The organism is Micromonospora sp. SYSU B005, from assembly GCF_055362685.1.
In genome coordinates, this window is record NZ_JAXCFU010000007.1 from 235,307 (window position 1) to 249,939 (window position 14,633).

At 74.5% G+C, this 14,633-nt stretch carries 19 protein-coding genes; 16 read left to right on the forward strand and 3 right to left on the reverse strand.

Annotation, left to right across the window (positions count from 1 at the left end; all coding sequences use genetic code 11):
• Nucleotides 1-18: 18 nt before the first annotated feature.
• From secA2 to SM452_RS18350, 4 genes are all read left to right on the forward strand, one after another.
• Complete coding sequence (gene secA2, locus SM452_RS18335) at nt 19-2,313, forward strand: accessory Sec system translocase SecA2 (protein ID WP_194801640.1); 2,295 nt, start codon at nt 19-21, stop codon at nt 2,311-2,313.
• A gap of 188 nt (nt 2,314-2,501) precedes the next feature.
• Nucleotides 2,502-3,218 (forward strand): GAF and ANTAR domain-containing protein, encoded by a 717-nt coding sequence (locus SM452_RS18340; protein WP_410054956.1) that lies wholly within the window; start codon nt 2,502-2,504, stop codon nt 3,216-3,218.
• 76 nt (nt 3,219-3,294) lie between these two features.
• Nucleotides 3,295-3,798 (forward strand): DUF2231 domain-containing protein, encoded by a 504-nt coding sequence (locus SM452_RS18345; protein ID WP_315985948.1) that lies wholly within the window; start codon nt 3,295-3,297, stop codon nt 3,796-3,798.
• 51 nt (nt 3,799-3,849) lie between these two features.
• Nucleotides 3,850-4,602, forward strand: coding sequence for a class I SAM-dependent methyltransferase (locus tag SM452_RS18350; protein ID WP_463840361.1), 753 nt, complete (start codon nt 3,850-3,852; stop codon nt 4,600-4,602).
• Here the strand turns inward: SM452_RS18350 and SM452_RS18355 are convergent.
• Together SM452_RS18355 and SM452_RS18360 are read right to left on the reverse strand one after the other, a co-directional pair.
• Complete coding sequence (locus SM452_RS18355; protein WP_463840362.1) at nt 4,580-5,560, reverse strand: DUF3500 domain-containing protein; 981 nt, start codon at nt 5,558-5,560, stop codon at nt 4,580-4,582. The two genes, SM452_RS18350 and SM452_RS18355, sit on opposite strands and share 23 nt — an antisense overlap.
• 23 nt (nt 5,561-5,583) lie before the next feature.
• Nucleotides 5,584-5,976, reverse strand: a complete 393-nt coding sequence (locus SM452_RS18360; protein ID WP_013476997.1) for an ankyrin repeat domain-containing protein — start codon at nt 5,974-5,976, stop codon at nt 5,584-5,586.
• A 70-nt stretch (nt 5,977-6,046) separates the two neighbouring features.
• Here SM452_RS18360 and SM452_RS18365 point away from each other — a divergent pair, with 70 nt between their 5' ends.
• The 10 genes from SM452_RS18365 (at nt 6,047) to SM452_RS18410 (ending at nt 11,981) form a co-directional block, all read left to right on the forward strand.
• A complete protein-coding gene (locus SM452_RS18365; RefSeq protein ID WP_064446127.1) occupies nt 6,047-6,424 on the forward strand; it encodes a cupin domain-containing protein in 378 nt (125 codons plus the stop codon).
• 106 nt (nt 6,425-6,530) lie between these two features.
• Nucleotides 6,531-6,983 carry a cysteine dioxygenase gene (locus SM452_RS18370; RefSeq protein WP_262015565.1) on the forward strand — a complete coding sequence of 151 codons (453 nt, stop codon included), beginning with the start codon at nt 6,531-6,533 and terminating at the stop codon, nt 6,981-6,983.
• Between the two features lie 38 nt (nt 6,984-7,021).
• Nucleotides 7,022-7,513 carry a rhodanese-like domain-containing protein gene (locus SM452_RS18375; RefSeq protein WP_355510587.1) on the forward strand — a complete coding sequence of 164 codons (492 nt, stop codon included), beginning with the start codon at nt 7,022-7,024 and terminating at the stop codon, nt 7,511-7,513.
• 52 nt (nt 7,514-7,565) lie between these two features.
• Nucleotides 7,566-8,138, forward strand: a complete 573-nt coding sequence (locus SM452_RS18380) for a winged helix-turn-helix domain-containing protein (RefSeq protein ID WP_355510463.1) — start codon at nt 7,566-7,568, stop codon at nt 8,136-8,138.
• A 291-nt stretch (nt 8,139-8,429) separates the two neighbouring features.
• A complete protein-coding gene (locus SM452_RS18385; protein ID WP_262015568.1) occupies nt 8,430-9,041 on the forward strand; it encodes a winged helix-turn-helix domain-containing protein in 612 nt (203 codons plus the stop codon).
• A 99-nt stretch (nt 9,042-9,140) separates the two neighbouring features.
• Nucleotides 9,141-9,770, forward strand: coding sequence for a nucleoside/nucleotide kinase family protein (locus tag SM452_RS18390; RefSeq protein WP_262015569.1), 630 nt, complete (start codon nt 9,141-9,143; stop codon nt 9,768-9,770).
• A gap of 182 nt (nt 9,771-9,952) precedes the next feature.
• Nucleotides 9,953-10,351, forward strand: a complete 399-nt coding sequence (locus tag SM452_RS18395; RefSeq protein WP_194801628.1) for a TraR/DksA family transcriptional regulator — start codon at nt 9,953-9,955, stop codon at nt 10,349-10,351.
• Nucleotides 10,352-10,399: 48 nt separating this feature from the next.
• Entirely contained in the window at nt 10,400-11,269 is an 870-nt protein-coding gene (locus SM452_RS18400; protein ID WP_463840363.1) for a DUF72 domain-containing protein, read from the forward strand.
• 95 nt (nt 11,270-11,364) lie between these two features.
• Nucleotides 11,365-11,547, forward strand: coding sequence for a hypothetical protein (locus tag SM452_RS18405; protein ID WP_262015572.1), 183 nt, complete (start codon nt 11,365-11,367; stop codon nt 11,545-11,547).
• A 5-nt stretch (nt 11,548-11,552) separates the two neighbouring features.
• Nucleotides 11,553-11,981 (forward strand): DUF2267 domain-containing protein, encoded by a 429-nt coding sequence (locus SM452_RS18410; protein WP_194801626.1) that lies wholly within the window; start codon nt 11,553-11,555, stop codon nt 11,979-11,981.
• Nucleotides 11,982-12,058: 77 nt separating this feature from the next.
• On the opposite strand, the gene SM452_RS18415 is transcribed toward SM452_RS18410, so the two are convergent.
• Nucleotides 12,059-12,802, reverse strand: coding sequence for a PIG-L deacetylase family protein (locus SM452_RS18415; RefSeq protein WP_355510456.1), 744 nt, complete (start codon nt 12,800-12,802; stop codon nt 12,059-12,061).
• 185 nt (nt 12,803-12,987) lie between these two features.
• Between SM452_RS18415 and SM452_RS18420 the strand changes: the two genes are divergently transcribed.
• Together SM452_RS18420 and SM452_RS18425 are read left to right on the forward strand one after the other, a co-directional pair.
• Nucleotides 12,988-13,290, forward strand: coding sequence for a hypothetical protein (locus tag SM452_RS18420; RefSeq protein ID WP_026268594.1), 303 nt, complete (start codon nt 12,988-12,990; stop codon nt 13,288-13,290).
• A gap of 3 nt (nt 13,291-13,293) precedes the next feature.
• Nucleotides 13,294-14,571: a cupin domain-containing protein gene (locus SM452_RS18425; RefSeq protein ID WP_463840364.1), complete on the forward strand. Its 1,278-nt coding sequence runs from the start codon at nt 13,294-13,296 to the stop codon at nt 14,569-14,571.
• The last annotated feature ends 62 nt before the right edge of the window (nt 14,572-14,633 follow it).

Consider the following 14,633-nt stretch of genomic DNA (forward strand, 5'->3'; position numbering starts at 1 on the left):
CGCGTACCGTTGCCGCTCATGGGTGTGTCGCAACGGTTGAAGACCAGGTTCCGCCGGTTCCTCCAGCGCCCGGGGACGACAGTCGACCTGGCACCGCTGGAGAAGCTGCTGCCGGCGATCGAGGCGCGCGAGGCGGACCTGGAGCAGCTCTCCGACGCCGAGCTGACCGAGGCCGCCGGCCGGGCCACGGGGTACGAGGAGATCTGCGCGATCGGCCGCGAGGCGGCCCGGCGCGGGCTCGACCAGCGCCCCTACGACGTGCAGCTGCTCGGCGCGATGGCGCTGCTGTCCGGCAAGGTCGCCGAGATGGCCACCGGTGAGGGCAAGACGCTCACCGCCACCGTCGCCGCGTACGGCCACGTGCGGCTGGGCAACGGCCCGGTGCACGTGCTCACCGTCAACGACTACCTGGCCCGCCGCGACGCCGAGTGGATGACACCCGTCTACGACCTGCTCGGCCTGACCGTCGGCTGGGTCAACGAGGCGTCCACGCCCGACGAGCGGCGCGCCGCGTACGGCTGCGACGTCACCTACGTGTCGGTCAGCGAGGCCGGCTTCGACTTCCTGCGCGACCAGCTCGTCACCGACCTGGCCGACCGGGTGCAGCCGGCGCTGAAGACCGCGATCGTGGACGAGGCCGACTCGATCCTGATCGACGAGGCCCGGGTGCCGATGGTGCTGGCCGGCGCGGTCGGCGGCGAGCAGGATCCGGTGCACGCGGCCGCCGCGCTGGTACGCGGGCTGCGCAAGGGCAAGCACTACACGATCGCCGAGGACGGCCGCAGCGTCGCCTTCACCTCGGTCGGCCTGGCCACCGTCGAGGCCAAGCTCGGCGGCATCGACCTGTACGACGAGGAGCACGTCGGGCAGCTCTCCGCGGTGAACGTGGCGCTGCACGCGCACGCCCTGCTGCACCGCGACGTGGACTACATCGTCCGGGACGACTCGGTCGAGCTGATCGACGAGATGCGCGGCCGGGTCGCGCAGCGCCGCCGCTGGCCGGACGGGCTGCAGGCCGCGGTCGAGGCGAAGGAGGGCCTGGACGCCACCGCCGAGGGCGAGGTGCTGGGCACGATCACCGTGCAGGCGTACATCGCGCTCTACCCGACGGTCTGCGGCATGACGGCGACCGCGGTGCTCGTCGGCGACCAGCTCCGCGAGTTCTTCGGCCTCGAGGTCGCGGTGATCCCGCCGAACACCCCCTGCGTCCGCGAGGACGAGCCGGACCGGATCTACGCCACCCGCGCCGAGAAGGAGGAGGCGCTGGTCGACGAGATCACGCGCTGCCACGAGGCGGGGCGGCCGGTGCTGGTCGGCACGCTCGACGTCAAGGAGTCCGAGGGGCTGGCCGCCGCGCTCAACGCCGCCGGCGTGTCGTGCGTGGTGCTCAACGCCAAGAACGACGACGAGGAGGCCGGCATCATCGCGGAGGCCGGCGCGTACGGCGCGGTGACGGTCTCCACCCAGATGGCCGGCCGGGGCGTCGACATCCGGCTGGGCGGCAGCGACCAGGCCGACCGGGACCGGGTGGCGGAGCTGGGCGGCCTGTACGTGATCGGCAGCGGCCGGCACGACAGCCGCCGGGTCGACGACCAGCTCCGCGGCCGGGCCGGCCGGCAGGGCGACCCGGGCGGGTCGGTGTTCTTCGTCAGCCTGGAGGACGACCTGGTGGTCCGGCACGCCGGCGACACCGTGCCGGCCTCGCCGCGGATGAACGCCGACGGCCTGGTCACCGACCCGCAGGTCGACTACGCGGTGGAGCACGCCCAGCGGGTCGCCGAGGGCGTCAACCACGAGATCCACCGCAACACGTGGCGCTACAGCCAGGTGATCGAGCAGCAGCGCAAGGCGCTGGCCGAGCGCCGGGAGCGCCTGCTGACCAGCGACATCGCCGCGCTGATGCTGCTGGAGCGGGTGCCGGAGAAGGCCGGCGACATGGACGAGGACCTGCTCGCCGACGTGGCCCGCAAGATCGCCCTCTACCACCTGGACCGGCTCTGGGCCGACCACCTGGCCGAGCTGTCCGAGGTACGCGAGGGCGTGCACCTGCGGGCGCTGGGCCGGCTCGACCCGCTCGACGAGTTCCACCGCAGCGCGGTGCCGGCGTTCAACGCGCTGGTGCCCGAGATCGAGACGCGGACCGTGGCCACGTTCGAGGAGACCGAGTTCGACGAGGGCTGGGAGCCGGACTCGTCGAAGCTGGTGCGGCCGACCGCCACCTGGACGTACCTGGTGCACGACAACCCGTTCGGCTCGGAGCTGGACCGGCTGATCGCCTCGGTGGGCCGGCGGCTCATCTCCGGGTCGCGCTGACCCGCGCCGAAAGGCCCCTGCCGGTGCGACCGGGAGGGGCCTTTTTGCGCGGTTTCGCCTGCGGTCTGCGAGGGTAGTAGGCCGGGGCCCACAGGAGGGACGGACATGGGACAGGCAACGGTGCCGGACGGGGAGAACGCGGGGACGGTGGAGGCCCCGGCCCGGTGAACCTCGACACGCGCCAACCCATGATCGACAACCTCGGTGTGCTGGAGACGGCCGCGCTGCTGCGCGAGCTGACCGCCGGCCTGATCGGTGCGGCCGGATTCGACGAGGCGCTCGCCCGCCTGGTCCGGATCGCCCGCGACGCGGTGCCGGGCGTGGACTGCTGCGGCTTCACCGCGCTGCGCGCCGGTGAGCCCGCCGGGGTGGCCGCCTCCGACCCGGACCGGGCCGAGCTGGACGACCTGCGGCACGGTCCGGACACGCCGGCGATGACGGCGATCCACCGCCGGGAAATGATCATCGCGGACGGGTTGCCCGACGAGACGCGCTGGCCGGCCTGGAGCGAGCGGGCCCGCGCGCTGGGCGTGCACGGGGTGATCTCCGCCCCGGTCGACGTGGACGAGCAGGTCATCGGCGCGATCAACCTGTACGCCGAGGCGCCCGACGCGCTCACCCCCCGCCACCAGCTCACCGCGATGCTGCTCGCCGAGCACGCCGGTCTGCTGCTGGCCGCCGCCCGCGACCGCGAGCGGGCCGCCTCCCGGGCCGGTGAGATCGACGACTCGCTGCTGGCCGAGGGCGTGGTCGGGCAGGCCGTCGGCGTGATCATGACGCAGCGCGGCTGTCCCGCCCCGGAGGCTCTGCGGGTGCTGCGCAGCGCCGCCTCCTCGTTGGACATCCCGCTGCGCGAGGTGGCCGAGCGGCTCGTGCTGACCGTCTCCCGGCCCCGGGACAACTGAGCGACAGTCGTTTCACCCCGCGGCACCTCGGGTAGCACTCTGGACTGGTGAGCTGCGCCGACCTGGGGAGGAAGCGATGCAGAGCCGACTGCGGGTGCAGGGGCATCCCATTCAACCGATGCTTGTCACGTTCCCGTTCGGCCTGTTCGTCTGCGCCGCGGTCTTCGACCTGGCCGACGTGGCCGGCGGCCCGGCGTTCCTCGGCGAGGTGGGCTACTGGACCGCCGTGGCCGCGCTCGTCGCCGCCGGGCTCACCACCGTCGCCGGCCTGGTCGACCTGTGGGACGTCCGCGCCGGGCGCACCAGCCGGACCGTGCTGACGTTCAACCTCGTCAACGCCGTCATGGCGGGGCTGTTCCTGCTGTCCTGCCTGATCCGGGCGAACGCGCCGCAGCGGGGTGCGAACGGCGCCCTGCTCGCCGCCGAACTCGTCGCGCTCGCCGTCGGCGCGGTCGGGGTGGCCCTGGGCGCGCGGCTGATGCAGCAGTTCGACCGGGCCGCCGAGCCGAGCGGCTTCGAGACGTTCGGCGACGTGCCCGCCGGGTCCACAGTCGAGATCGCCCGCCCGCGCCCGTACTGACCCTGCGGAAATGCGTTGCCGCGGCCACCGCCGGGCGGCAGGCTCGCGGGCATGGTCGGCACGTTCGAGGAACTGGTAACCGAAGCCGAGGCGGCGCCGGTCGAGGGCTGGGGCTTCGACTGGCTGCGCGGCCGCGCCACCGAGGAGCGCCCGCCCTGGGGGTACGCGCGCCTGGTCGGCGAACGGATGGCCGCCGTGAAGGCGGCGCTGGACATCGACACCGGCGGGGGAGAGGTGCTTGCCGAGGTGCCCGCGCCGCCGCCGCTGCTGGTCGCCACCGAGGCGTGGCCGCCGAACGTGCCGGTGGCCCGGCGTCACCTGCGCCCGCTCGGCGCGTCCGTGGTGCGGGTGGGCGACCGACCGCCGCTGCCGTTCCGGGACGCCGCCTTCGATCTGGTCGTGAGCCGTCATCCGGTGCACACCTGGTGGGGTGAGGTGGCCCGGGTGCTGCGCCCCGGCGGCGCCTACCTGTCCCAGCAGATCGGCCCCGGCACGATGCGGGAGCTCAGCGAGGCGATCCTCGGGCCGCTGCCGCCGCCGGAGCACCGCCACCCGGAGAAGGCGGTCGCCGACGCGCGGGCCGCCGGGCTCACCGTCGTCGACCTGCGTGAGGCCACGCTGCGTGCCGTCTTCCACGACATCGGCGCGGTGGTCTGGTTCCTGCGCAAGGTGGTCTGGACGGTGCCCGGCTTCACCGTCGGCCGCTACACCGACGAGCTGCGCCGCCTGGACGAGCGGATCCGCGCCGAGGGACCGTTCGTCGCGTACGCCCGCCGTTTCCTCATCGAGGCGCGCCGGGAGTGAGCGGGCCGGGCCGGTGTGCGGCGGCGTGGTGCGCGGCCAGCACGTCGGCGCCGAAGTCACCGGCCGGGCGGCGCAGCACGGTGTGCGCGTGGTTGCCGTCGTCCGTGGTGTTGTCGTACTCGATCAGCAGGTCGTCGCCCTGCACCCGGTAGTAGTGCCGCCGGCCCGGCTCGACCGGGCCGGCCCAGGCGAAGTGCAGCTCGCCGCCGTCGAGCCGGTCGGCCTCCCGGGCCGCCAGCTCCGGCGGGAGCCGGTCCAGGTAGAGCGCGACCAGCCGGTCGAGCAGCGCCCGGCCGGTGGGCCGCAGCCGCCCCCGGGGTACGCCGAGCGGGTCGAGCCGTCCCGGCGCGGTGGCCCGGGTGGCGCTGAGGATGTCGGCGGGCGCCTCCCCGGCGATGATCGCGGCGGAGCGGCCGGCCGGGCCGAGCGCGTCGAGCAGCTCGCGGGCCAGGTCCTCCTCGGGGCCCAGGGGCCGGGAGACCGGGCGGCCGGCGTGCCGGACGGTGGCCGGGTTGGCGCCGAGGAAGACCGGCGCGGGGGAGACCCGGTCGTCGGTGACGGTCATGCTCACCGACAGGTGGTGTCCCTCGAACCGCCAGGCCCAGTCGTCGTCGCGGGCCGGGTCGCCGAAGACGGCCACCCAGTAGTCGCCGCTGTGCCGGCCGCGCCGCCAGTCCTCCGCCCGGTCCAGCACCTCTTCGAGAGCCATCACGGTCATGGCCTGCGCGTACGCGGCCGGGCTGAGCGCGGTGGCGAGCAGCCGGTGCGCGGCCTTGCGGGCGTCGACGTCCAGGCCGGCGAGCGCGACGCCGGGCCGGGGCCGCGGCCGGTACTCCAGCCACCGCCGGGCCGGCTCGTCGTCGAAGGCGTGCCGGGCGGCGTCGCGGGCCGGCTCGTCCAGCGCGGCCAGGAACGCCGCGGCGGCCGTGCGCATCTGCTCGGGTACGGGATCCTCCACCGTCCCTGTATACCGTCCGCCGCTCATGCGCGGCCGAGCAGCGCCAGCATGTCGGGCAGCTCGAAGAACCGGGCGGTCTCGACCGCGGACGGTCCGCCGTGGTCCGGGTCGGCGCCGGCGTCGAGCAGCGCGCGGACCGCCGCCTCCTGGCGCCGGAACACCGCCGCGGCGAGCGCGGTCTGCCCCCTGTCGTTCACCCGGGCCGGGTCGGCGCCCCGGGCCAGCAACGCGGCCACCGTGTCCGGGTGGGCGTGGTACGCGGCGAGGATCAGCAGCGTGTCGCCCTTGGCGTTGGTGAGGTTGACCGGCAGCCCGGCGTCCACGTTGGCCGCCAGTTCCTCGGTGGCCCCGGCCCGCGCCAGGTCGAACATCCGGTGGGCGAAGGCGATGGTCTCGTCGTCGAGTTCGTCGGGCATCCGCCCAGGCTATGGCGTCGCGGCCCGGCGCGCCTGGTAGCTTGCGCAGCCGGGCACGGGAGGCGCGCACATGGACGATCGGGTGTACGTGGGCAACGCGGCGGTGGACGGCGCGACCGACGCGGGCTGGCTGCTGGGCCACTTCAAGCCGGCCGGGGACGTGCGGCACAGCACCGACGTGGAGGTGAAGTGGGGCGTGCACCCGGCGGGGGAGAGCCGGTCCCGGTGGGCCACCGGCGAGCGGCGTACCGCCCTGCTGGTGCTGATCAGCGGCGCGTTCCGGATCGAGCTGCCGGACCGGACGGTGGTGCTGCGCGCGCCCGGCGACTACGTGGTGTGGGGCCGGGGCGTGGACCACTCCTGGTACGCCGAGCGGGAGTCCACGGTGCTCACCGTCCGCTGGCCGTCGGTGCCGGGTTACAAGGTGGACCCGCCGGTCCTCCGCTGAGCCGCGCCCCGGCGTCCCAGCATCTGGTATTACCTACTAAACCGATAGGCTTTACCGTCTAAGCTGTGCGGGTACATCCGCTCCGCACCGTGAGGACGCACCGCCGATGACCAGCACCGTTCCCGCCGACCTGCTCGCCGTCGCCGCCCGCTGGGCCGACCCGGACGGCTGGCCGGTGCCGCTGCGCTTCGAGGCGTCCGAGCGGTGGTACGCCCGGCTGGACGCCGGCGACGCGCACGAGGTGTGGGCGCTGAGCTGGCTGCCGGGACAGGGCACCGGCCTGCACGACCACGGCGGCTCGTCCGGTGCGTTCCGGGTCGTGGCCGGCGTGCTCACCGAGGAGACGGTGAGCGGCGGGCGGCTGCGCCCGCACCGGCTCGCCGCCGGAGCCGGCCGGCGCTTCGGCGCCCGGCACGTGCACCAGGTCACCAACCACGGCGACGAGCCCGCCGTCAGCGTGCACGTGTACCGGCCGGCGCTGACCCGGATGACCCGCTACCACCTCGTCGCCGGCCGGCTCCGGGTCGCCGAGGTGGCCCGAGCCGGTGTGGCCTGGTGAGCCGCACCCGCAACCCCGACGAACGGAAGGACGCCACGATGGCGCAGACCCCCACCCGCACCGAGCGCTGTCCGGTCCCGCCGCCCGGCTCGCGGGGCATCGACGAGATCCTCGCGGCCACCCGCGCCCGCCTGCGCCGCCTCGACCCGGAACAGGCCCACCTGGCGTGCCGGGGCGGCGCGCTGCTCGTAGACATCCGTCCGGCCGCCCAACGCGCCGCGCAGGGCACAGTGCCCGGCTCCCTCGTTGTCGAACGCAACGTGCTGGAGTGGCGCTTCGACCCGCGCTGCGCGGCAAGGCTGCCGGTGGCGACGGGCTACGACGTCCCGGTGATCGTGCTCTGCCAGGAGGGCTACACCTCGTCGCTGGCCGCCGCCGCGCTCCAGGACATCGGCCTGCACCGGGCCACCGACGTCGCCGGCGGCTTCGCCGCCTGGCAGATCGCCGGCCTGCCCACCCTCGGTCCCACCCCGCCGACCCGACCCTCGTCCGCCGCGCCCCCGGTCACCGCCGGCGGGGCGCTCCGCTGACCGTCCCGCCGCACCCGCCGGGGCGGGGCGACCGCCCGCACAGGAGGCTCCCATGTCCGTCGTCGCCCTCACCACCCGTCCGGCCCGCTCGGGCCGCCCCGACCGGGCCGTGCCGGCGCGGCCGCGTACCGCACCGACGCTCACCATCACGCTCGACCTGGGCGCCGGTCCGCTGACGCCGGGCCTCGCGCGCCTGGTCGACCTGCTCGACGAACTCGCCGCGTCCGGCGAAGGACTGGCCGCCTCCGGCGAGGGGCCGCCCGCCCGTACCGTGCTCGACCTGCGCCGCGGCGACGCCGCCGCCCCGGCGGCGCCCGTCCCCGGCGGCGTGCGCATCCTCACCGGCACCCGGCGCGTCCGCCACGGCGGCGCCGAGATCACGCTGACCCGCATCGAGTACGACCTGCTGCTGTTCCTGGCCGAACATCCCCGCCGCGTGTTCACCCGCCTGCAACTTCTCGCGAACGTCTGGGGCTACGAGCACGCCGTGGCGCGTACCGTCGACGTGCACGTGCGCCGGCTGCGGGCCAAGTTCGGGCCGGACACACCGCTGGTGACCACCGTGTACGGCGTGGGCTACCGCCTCGCCGACGACGCCGCGATCGTCGTGGACCGCGACGCCTGACCCCGGCCCGGCCGGCACGCGGCGCACCCCGTTCCGGGTGCGCCGCGTTCACGTTCGCCGCTGATCCGCCATTGTGAACGCCCGGGTAGACCCCCCGTACCACCGCGAATCGGTGCTCTGCTGTAATCAACGGGCCTCGCACGCAGAGCGAGCGCACGGCTGCGATGTGTTCGTCAAATGTCACATTCATGCAACGCGGCCGCCCCTTGACCCTCGCAGAGACGCCGGGAAGCATCGATGAAGCGGCGTCCCGGGCCGTGGGGAGATACCCGGACCAGCCCAAGGAGGACCATGTCGGTCAGCCCCGCCTCGTCGCGCGCCGGATGGCATACGTCCCAACCCGCGGTCCCCGGTCGCCCCCCAGGCGGCCAGCGTCGTCCCGCGAACACGGCCGCCGCGCCCATGCTCACCGTCACCCTCACCATCCCCCTGGCCTGCGAGGAGTCGCTCACCCCGGCCGCCCGCCGGCTGCTCGACGCCGCCCGCGAGATGCTCGAACGCGGCGACGCGGTGGTCAGCGCGGGCACGGTCCCGGCCGAGCGCCGGCCCGACACCGTGCCGGGCGGCCGCGCCCCGGCCCGCCCGCTCGCCCCGACCATCCCCACCCTGCACATCCTCGCGTCGTCCCGGTCGGTGCTGCGCGACGGCGAGCCGCTGCCGCTGACCCGCCTGGAGTTCGACCTGCTGCTGCACCTGGTCGCCCACCCGCGCCGGGTGTTCACCCGGCTGCAACTGCTCAACGCGGTCTGGGGGTACGAGCACGCCGGCGTCCGCACCGTCGACGTGCACGTACGCCGGCTGCGCGGCAAGGTCGGCGTGGACGTCCCGCTCGTCACCACCGTCTACGGCGTCGGCTACCGGCTCGCCGACGACGCCCGCGTCACCATCGACCGCACCGGCTGACCGTCCGGGACCACCACCCGCCGATCGGCGCCGGACGGAGCCCCGACCGCCCGAACCGATCATGTGGTGACCCGCCCGCCCGCGCGGCACGATGGTCCGATGCGCGTGCGCCCGATCAGCCCCGACCGGCTCGTCACCGAGCTGGCCGAGCGTCTCGCCCGCACCGGGACGCCCGGCCGGCTGCGGGTCGCCGTGGACGGCCCGCCCGCCGCCGGGCCGGACACGCTCGCCGAGGCACTGGTCGACCCGCTGCGCGCCGCCGGCCGGCCGGTGCTGCACGTCCGCGCCGACGACTTCCTCCGTCCCGCCTCGGTACGCCTGGAGCACGGCCGCACCAACCCCGACGCGTACTACGAGGGCTGGCTCGACGAACCCGGGCTGCGCCGCGAGGTGCTCGACCCGGCCGGCCCGGACGGCTCCGGCCGGCTGCTGCCGTCACTGTGGGACGCCGGCGCCGACCGGGCCAGCCGCGCCTCGTACGTCGATCTGCCGCCCGGCGGGGTGGTGGTGGTCAGCGGCGCGCTGCTGCTCGGCGGCACGCTGCCGTTCGACGTCACCGTCCACCTCGTGCTCTCCCCGGCGGCGCTCGCGCGGCGCACCGACCCGGCGCTGCGCTGGACCCTGCCCGCGTTCGCCCGCTACGCCGGCGAGGTCGACCCGGCGTCCTTCGCCGACGTGGTGGTCCGGGCCGACGATCCGCGCCGTCCGGCCCTCGTCGAGGCCGCCTGAACTGCGGTTACGGACTCACCGGAAACACTCAGGAAACAGCCGGTTTGACCCGCCGAGGGCTGGGGTAATCGCCCGGCTCACAGAGCACGGGTGATCTCGTCGCCCGCGCATCCACAGTCGGACCGGGTCCGGGGCGCTGGCCGCCCCGGTCCGGTATGAGGGTGTAGGAAAGGCAGGCAGCGATGCTCGTCCACGACACGACAGCCACCGGCCGCTCCCAGGCGGAGGTCGACCAGATCCGGCAGTCCCTGCGGTCGCGGTACGACGAGCTGACCGCCGAGTACGAGAACACCGTGGCGCAGAGCCAGGTGCTGCGGCTGGTGGAGGTCGGCGACACCGCCGGCGACGACCAGGCCGACAGCGGCACCAAGACCGCCGAGCGGGACACCGCGCAGTCGCTGCTGCGCACCATCCTGGACCGGCGCGCTCAGTTCGAGCACGCGCTGACCCGCCTCGACGAGGGAACCTACGGCTTCTGCGAGGGCTGCACCGCCCCGATCCCGGTGGAGCGGCTGGAGATCTTCCCGTCCGCGACCTCCTGTGTGGCCTGCAAGCAGACCCGGGAGCGGCGGGCGGCCTGAACGCCGTTCCGGTTGCCGGTCGGTCCTCCATCGCGGTGAACTCCCACCATGGGTGAGATCAAGGTGGGCACCGCCTCGTGGACCGACCGGACGCTGCTCGACTCCGGCTGGTACCCGGCGAGCGCCGACACCCCGGAGAAGCGGCTGTCCTACTACGCCCGGCAGTTTCCGCTGGTCGAGGTGGACGCCACCTACTACTCGCCGCCGGCCGAGCGGACCGCCCGGCTGTGGGCCGAACGCACCCCGCCCGGGTTCACGTTCAACGTCAAGGCGTTCAGCCTGCTGACCGGCCACCCCACCCGCGTCTCCGCGCTCTACAAGGACCTGCGCCCGGACACCGACAAGCGCAACGTCTACCCGGACGACCTGCCCGTGCAGGCGTACGAGGAGGTGTGGACCCGGTTCCTGTCCGCCCTCGACCCGCTCGTCGAGGCCGGCAAGCTGGGCGCGCTGCTGTTCCAGTTCCCGCCCTGGTTCACCATCAAGCGCGCAAACAAGCAGTACCTGCTGGAGGTGGCCCGGCGGTGCGCGCCGCTGCGCCCGGTGGTCGAGTTCCGGCACGCCTCCTGGTTCGACGGCGACAACGCCGAGGAGACGCTCGGCTTCCTGCGCGAGCACGACCTGCCGTTCGTCTGCGTGGACATGCCGCAGGGACACAAGTCGTCAGTCCCGCCGGTGCTGGCGGCCACCGCCGACCTCGCGGTGGTCCGGTTCCACGGCCACAGCGACAAGTGGACCAGCAAGGACATCCACGAGAAGTTCGGCTACGACTACTCGAAGCGGGAACTGCGCGACTGGGCGCCGAAGCTGCGCGAGCTGGCCGGACAGGCCGAACAGACGCACGTGCTGATGAACAACTGCTACCGGGACTACGCGCAGCGCAACGCCACCACACTCGCCGGCCTGCTGGACGCCTGAGCGACTCACCCGGTCCGGGTGAGGCCCGCTCACCCGGCCCCGCCGCAGCATGGTCGGTGGGCGCCGGCTCGGGCGCCGCGACGAGGAGGTGGGTCATGACGGTACGGGTGGTGGCGGACCGGCGCCGCGGTGGCGTACTGCACGTGGTCGGCAGCTCCGAGGCGCCACGGCGGGCCGAACGGCCCGGCCGGTTCAGTCCGACCCGGTTGTGGCGGGGCCCCAGCGGCCCGCCGCGCCGCGCCGACGACCGACGCTGGGAGACCGAGGTACGGGGGTGAGCCCGATGGCCGAACAGCTGTTGTCCGCGTTCGAGTCCTCGCTGGACAAGACGAACGTGATCCTCAAGGAGATCGAGTCCGCGTACGGCTGGCCGAAGGAACAGCGCAACCAGTCCTACGCCGCGCTGCGTACCGTGCTGCACCTGTTGCGGGACCGGTTGCCGGTGCAGGAGAGCGCCGAGTTCGCCCAGCAGTTGCCGGTGCTGGTGCGCGGGATCTACTTCGACGGCTGGCAACCGGAGAACGTGCCGATCAAGCTCAACCGCGACGACTTCCTGTACGAGGTGCGCCAGGGCTTCCCGTACGACGTCGAGGGCGGCGCGCAGCGGGTGGTGCAGGTCGTGCTGGACACGCTGCGGCGGCACGTCACCCAGGGCGAGTGGGAGGACGTGAAGGCCACCATGCCGGGTGACCTGCGTCAGATGATTCCCTGATCCGGCACCGGACCGGCCCGTCCCGCCCCCTCGGCGGGACGGGCCGCCGGCGTGCCGGCCAGGAACATCGCCGTGCCCTACTGAAGGTTGATCTGGAAGACCTCGAAGGTGGCGCCGAACCGCGCGCCGAGCCGGCTGCCGGCCGGCCGGGCCATGCCCTCCAGGAACTCCTCGGCGTCGAAACCGCCGTCGCCGAGCCCGCTCAGGTACGCACCGTGCGCCCGCAGCGACGCCACACCCCTGTCGAACGTGTCGGTCACGTCCACCCCGTGCCGGGCCATCGGCGACCCGGCCGCCCACACCTCGCGGACCCGCGACCACGGCTGCGTGCCGTCGGTGAGCTGCTCCGGGAAGATCCACCGGTTGCCGGCGTCGCGGACCGCGTCCAGCGTGGCCCGGCCGCAGGCGATGTGGTCGGCCTGGTTCAGCGCGTACGCGCCGTCCCACGTCTCCCGGAAGTTGTTCGTCAGCACCACGTCCGGCCGGTGCCGGCGCACCACGGCGGCGATGGCCCGGCGCAGCGGCACGCCGTACTCCACCAGCCCGTCGGGCAGGCCGAGGAACTCGACCTCCGACACCCCGACCACGGCGGCGGAGGCCCGTTGCTCCTCCTCGCGCACCACCCGGGCGCGTTCCGGCGTCATCCCGTCGATGCCCGCCTCGCCGCTGGTGAGCAGGCAGTACACGACCTCCTTGCCCTGCCCGGTCCAGCGCGCCACCGCGGCGGCGGCGCCGAACTCCAGGTCGTCGGGGTGGGCCACCACTGCCAGCGCCCGCTGCCAGTCCTCGGTCAGCGGGGTGAGTGGCTCCGGCTGCGTCACGTGCGTCTCCTCGCGTCGTCCTCCCGCCATCCTGGCACTCGCCCACTCCCGTCGCTTGCCCCGCGAACCGTCCGTACGGCGGCGTCCGGGCGTCTACCGTGTGGTTAGAGAAGATCGGGCGTGGGGTACCACCCGCTGCACACGGACCCCGGCACCACGCGGGGCGGCACACCGAGGGAGCACCCATGGCATTGAACGACGACGACATCCAGAGCAGCGGCGGCAGCGGCCTGGAGGGCCCGGCCGACGGCGGTGCCACCCCGGGTCAGCACGACGGTGGCGCGGACGGCGGCGCGGAGGGCCCCGCTGACGGTGGCGCGACTCCGGGTCAGCACGACGGTGGCGCGGACGGCGGCGCGGAGGGCCCCGCTGACGGTGGCGCGACTCCGGGTCAGCACGACGGTGGCGCGGACGGCAGCGCCGAGGGCCCGGCCGACGGCGGCGCGACCCCGGGTCAGCACGACGGCGGCGCCGACGGCAGCGCCTGACACATGAGCACCACGCACGTCGACCCGCCGGGTGGCCACGGCCGCCCGGCGGTTCCGTTCTCCGCGATCGAGGCGCTGGCCCGGTGCGTGGCGGTGGAGCCGGCCAAGTTCGCCGCCGACCACTGGGGGCGCAGCCCGCTGCTGTCCCGCGCCGCCGAGCTGCCGAACGCCGACGGCTTCACCGACCTGCTCAGCACCGCCGACGCCGACGAGCTGCTCAGCCGCCGCGGCCTGCGTACCCCGTTCCTGCGGGTGGCGAAAGACGGCCGGCTCGTGCCGGCGGCGCGGTTCACCGGCGGCGGTGGCGCGGGCGCCGAGATCGGCGACCAGGTCCTGGACGAGAAGGTGCTGGCGCTGTACGCCGACGGGGCGACGCTGGTGCTGCAGGGCCTGCACCGCACCTGGCCGGCGATCGTCGACTTCGCCCGCGACCTGGGCACCGCGCTGGCCCAGCCGTTGCAGGTGAACGCCTACCTGACCCCGGCCGGCAGCCAGGGCTTCGCCACCCACTACGACACCCACGACGTGTTCGTGCTCCAGGTGGACGGACGCAAGCACTGGCGGATCCACCCGCCGGTGCTGGCCGACCCGCTGGAACGCCAGCCGTGGGGCGGCCGGGCCGACGAGGTCTCCGCGACCGCCGAGGGCCGCCCCGAACTGGACGTGGTGCTGGAACCGGGCGACGCGCTCTACCTGCCGCGCGGCTGGCTGCACAGCGCCCAGGCGCAGGAGTCCAGCTCGCTGCACCTGACCGTGGGCATCCGGGCGCTGACCCGGTACGCGGTGGTCGAGGAGCTGCTCGCGCTCGCCGCCGAGGACGCGCGGCTGCGCGCGAGCCTGCCGTTCGGGCTCGACCTGGCCGACCCGGACGCGATCGAGCCGGAACTGACCGAGACGGTCGAGGCGCTGCGCGACTGGCTGCTGCGGGCCGACCCGGCGGCGGTGGCCGGCCGGCTGCGTGCCCGGGTGTGGCCGGCCGCCCGCCCGGCGCCGATCCGGCCGCTGGCCCAGGCGCAGGCGCTGGCCCGGCTCACAGCGGACAGCGAGGTGGCGGTACGCGGCGGGCTGCGCTGGCAGCTCACCCCGGCCGCCGACGGACGGGTCACGCTGCGGGTGCCGGACCGCACGCTCACGCTCCCCGGCCCCTGCGAGGCGGCGCTGCGCGCGCTGCTCACCGGCGAGGTGACAAGGGTCGGCGACCTGCCCGGCCTCGACGACGACGCCGACCGACTGACGCTGACCCGCCGCCTCCTCAAGGAGGCCGTCCTGACCCCCGCCTGATCCCGGCGATCATGAGGTTGACCGGCGGCGCGACGGCGTGTCGCGCCGCCAACCTCATGATC

Excerpts from the sequence above, each read along its gene's own strand:
- SM452_RS18420 (WP_026268594.1), top strand. The coding sequence starts at position 12,988 with ATGGCATTGAACGACGACGACATCCAGAGCAGCGGCGGCAGCGGCCTG.
- SM452_RS18400 (WP_463840363.1), top strand. The coding sequence starts at position 10,400 with ATGGGTGAGATCAAGGTGGGCACCGCCTCGTGGACCGACCGGACGCTG.
- secA2 (WP_194801640.1), top strand. The coding sequence starts at position 19 with ATGGGTGTGTCGCAACGGTTGAAGACCAGGTTCCGCCGGTTCCTCCAG.
- SM452_RS18390 (WP_262015569.1), top strand. The coding sequence starts at position 9,141 with ATGCGCGTGCGCCCGATCAGCCCCGACCGGCTCGTCACCGAGCTGGCC.
- SM452_RS18395 (WP_194801628.1), top strand. The coding sequence starts at position 9,953 with ATGCTCGTCCACGACACGACAGCCACCGGCCGCTCCCAGGCGGAGGTC.
- SM452_RS18350 (WP_463840361.1), top strand. The coding sequence starts at position 3,850 with ATGGTCGGCACGTTCGAGGAACTGGTAACCGAAGCCGAGGCGGCGCCG.
- SM452_RS18340 (WP_410054956.1), top strand. The coding sequence starts at position 2,502 with ATGATCGACAACCTCGGTGTGCTGGAGACGGCCGCGCTGCTGCGCGAG.
- SM452_RS18370 (WP_262015565.1), top strand. The coding sequence starts at position 6,531 with ATGACCAGCACCGTTCCCGCCGACCTGCTCGCCGTCGCCGCCCGCTGG.
- SM452_RS18405 (WP_262015572.1), top strand. The coding sequence starts at position 11,365 with ATGACGGTACGGGTGGTGGCGGACCGGCGCCGCGGTGGCGTACTGCAC.
- SM452_RS18360 (WP_013476997.1), bottom strand. The coding sequence starts at position 5,976 with ATGCCCGACGAACTCGACGACGAGACCATCGCCTTCGCCCACCGGATG.
- SM452_RS18365 (WP_064446127.1), top strand. The coding sequence starts at position 6,047 with ATGGACGATCGGGTGTACGTGGGCAACGCGGCGGTGGACGGCGCGACC.
- SM452_RS18345 (WP_315985948.1), top strand. The coding sequence starts at position 3,295 with ATGCAGAGCCGACTGCGGGTGCAGGGGCATCCCATTCAACCGATGCTT.
- SM452_RS18410 (WP_194801626.1), top strand. The coding sequence starts at position 11,553 with ATGGCCGAACAGCTGTTGTCCGCGTTCGAGTCCTCGCTGGACAAGACG.
- SM452_RS18385 (WP_262015568.1), top strand. The coding sequence starts at position 8,430 with ATGTCGGTCAGCCCCGCCTCGTCGCGCGCCGGATGGCATACGTCCCAA.
- SM452_RS18425 (WP_463840364.1), top strand. The coding sequence starts at position 13,294 with ATGAGCACCACGCACGTCGACCCGCCGGGTGGCCACGGCCGCCCGGCG.
- SM452_RS18380 (WP_355510463.1), top strand. The coding sequence starts at position 7,566 with ATGTCCGTCGTCGCCCTCACCACCCGTCCGGCCCGCTCGGGCCGCCCC.
- SM452_RS18375 (WP_355510587.1), top strand. The coding sequence starts at position 7,022 with ATGGCGCAGACCCCCACCCGCACCGAGCGCTGTCCGGTCCCGCCGCCC.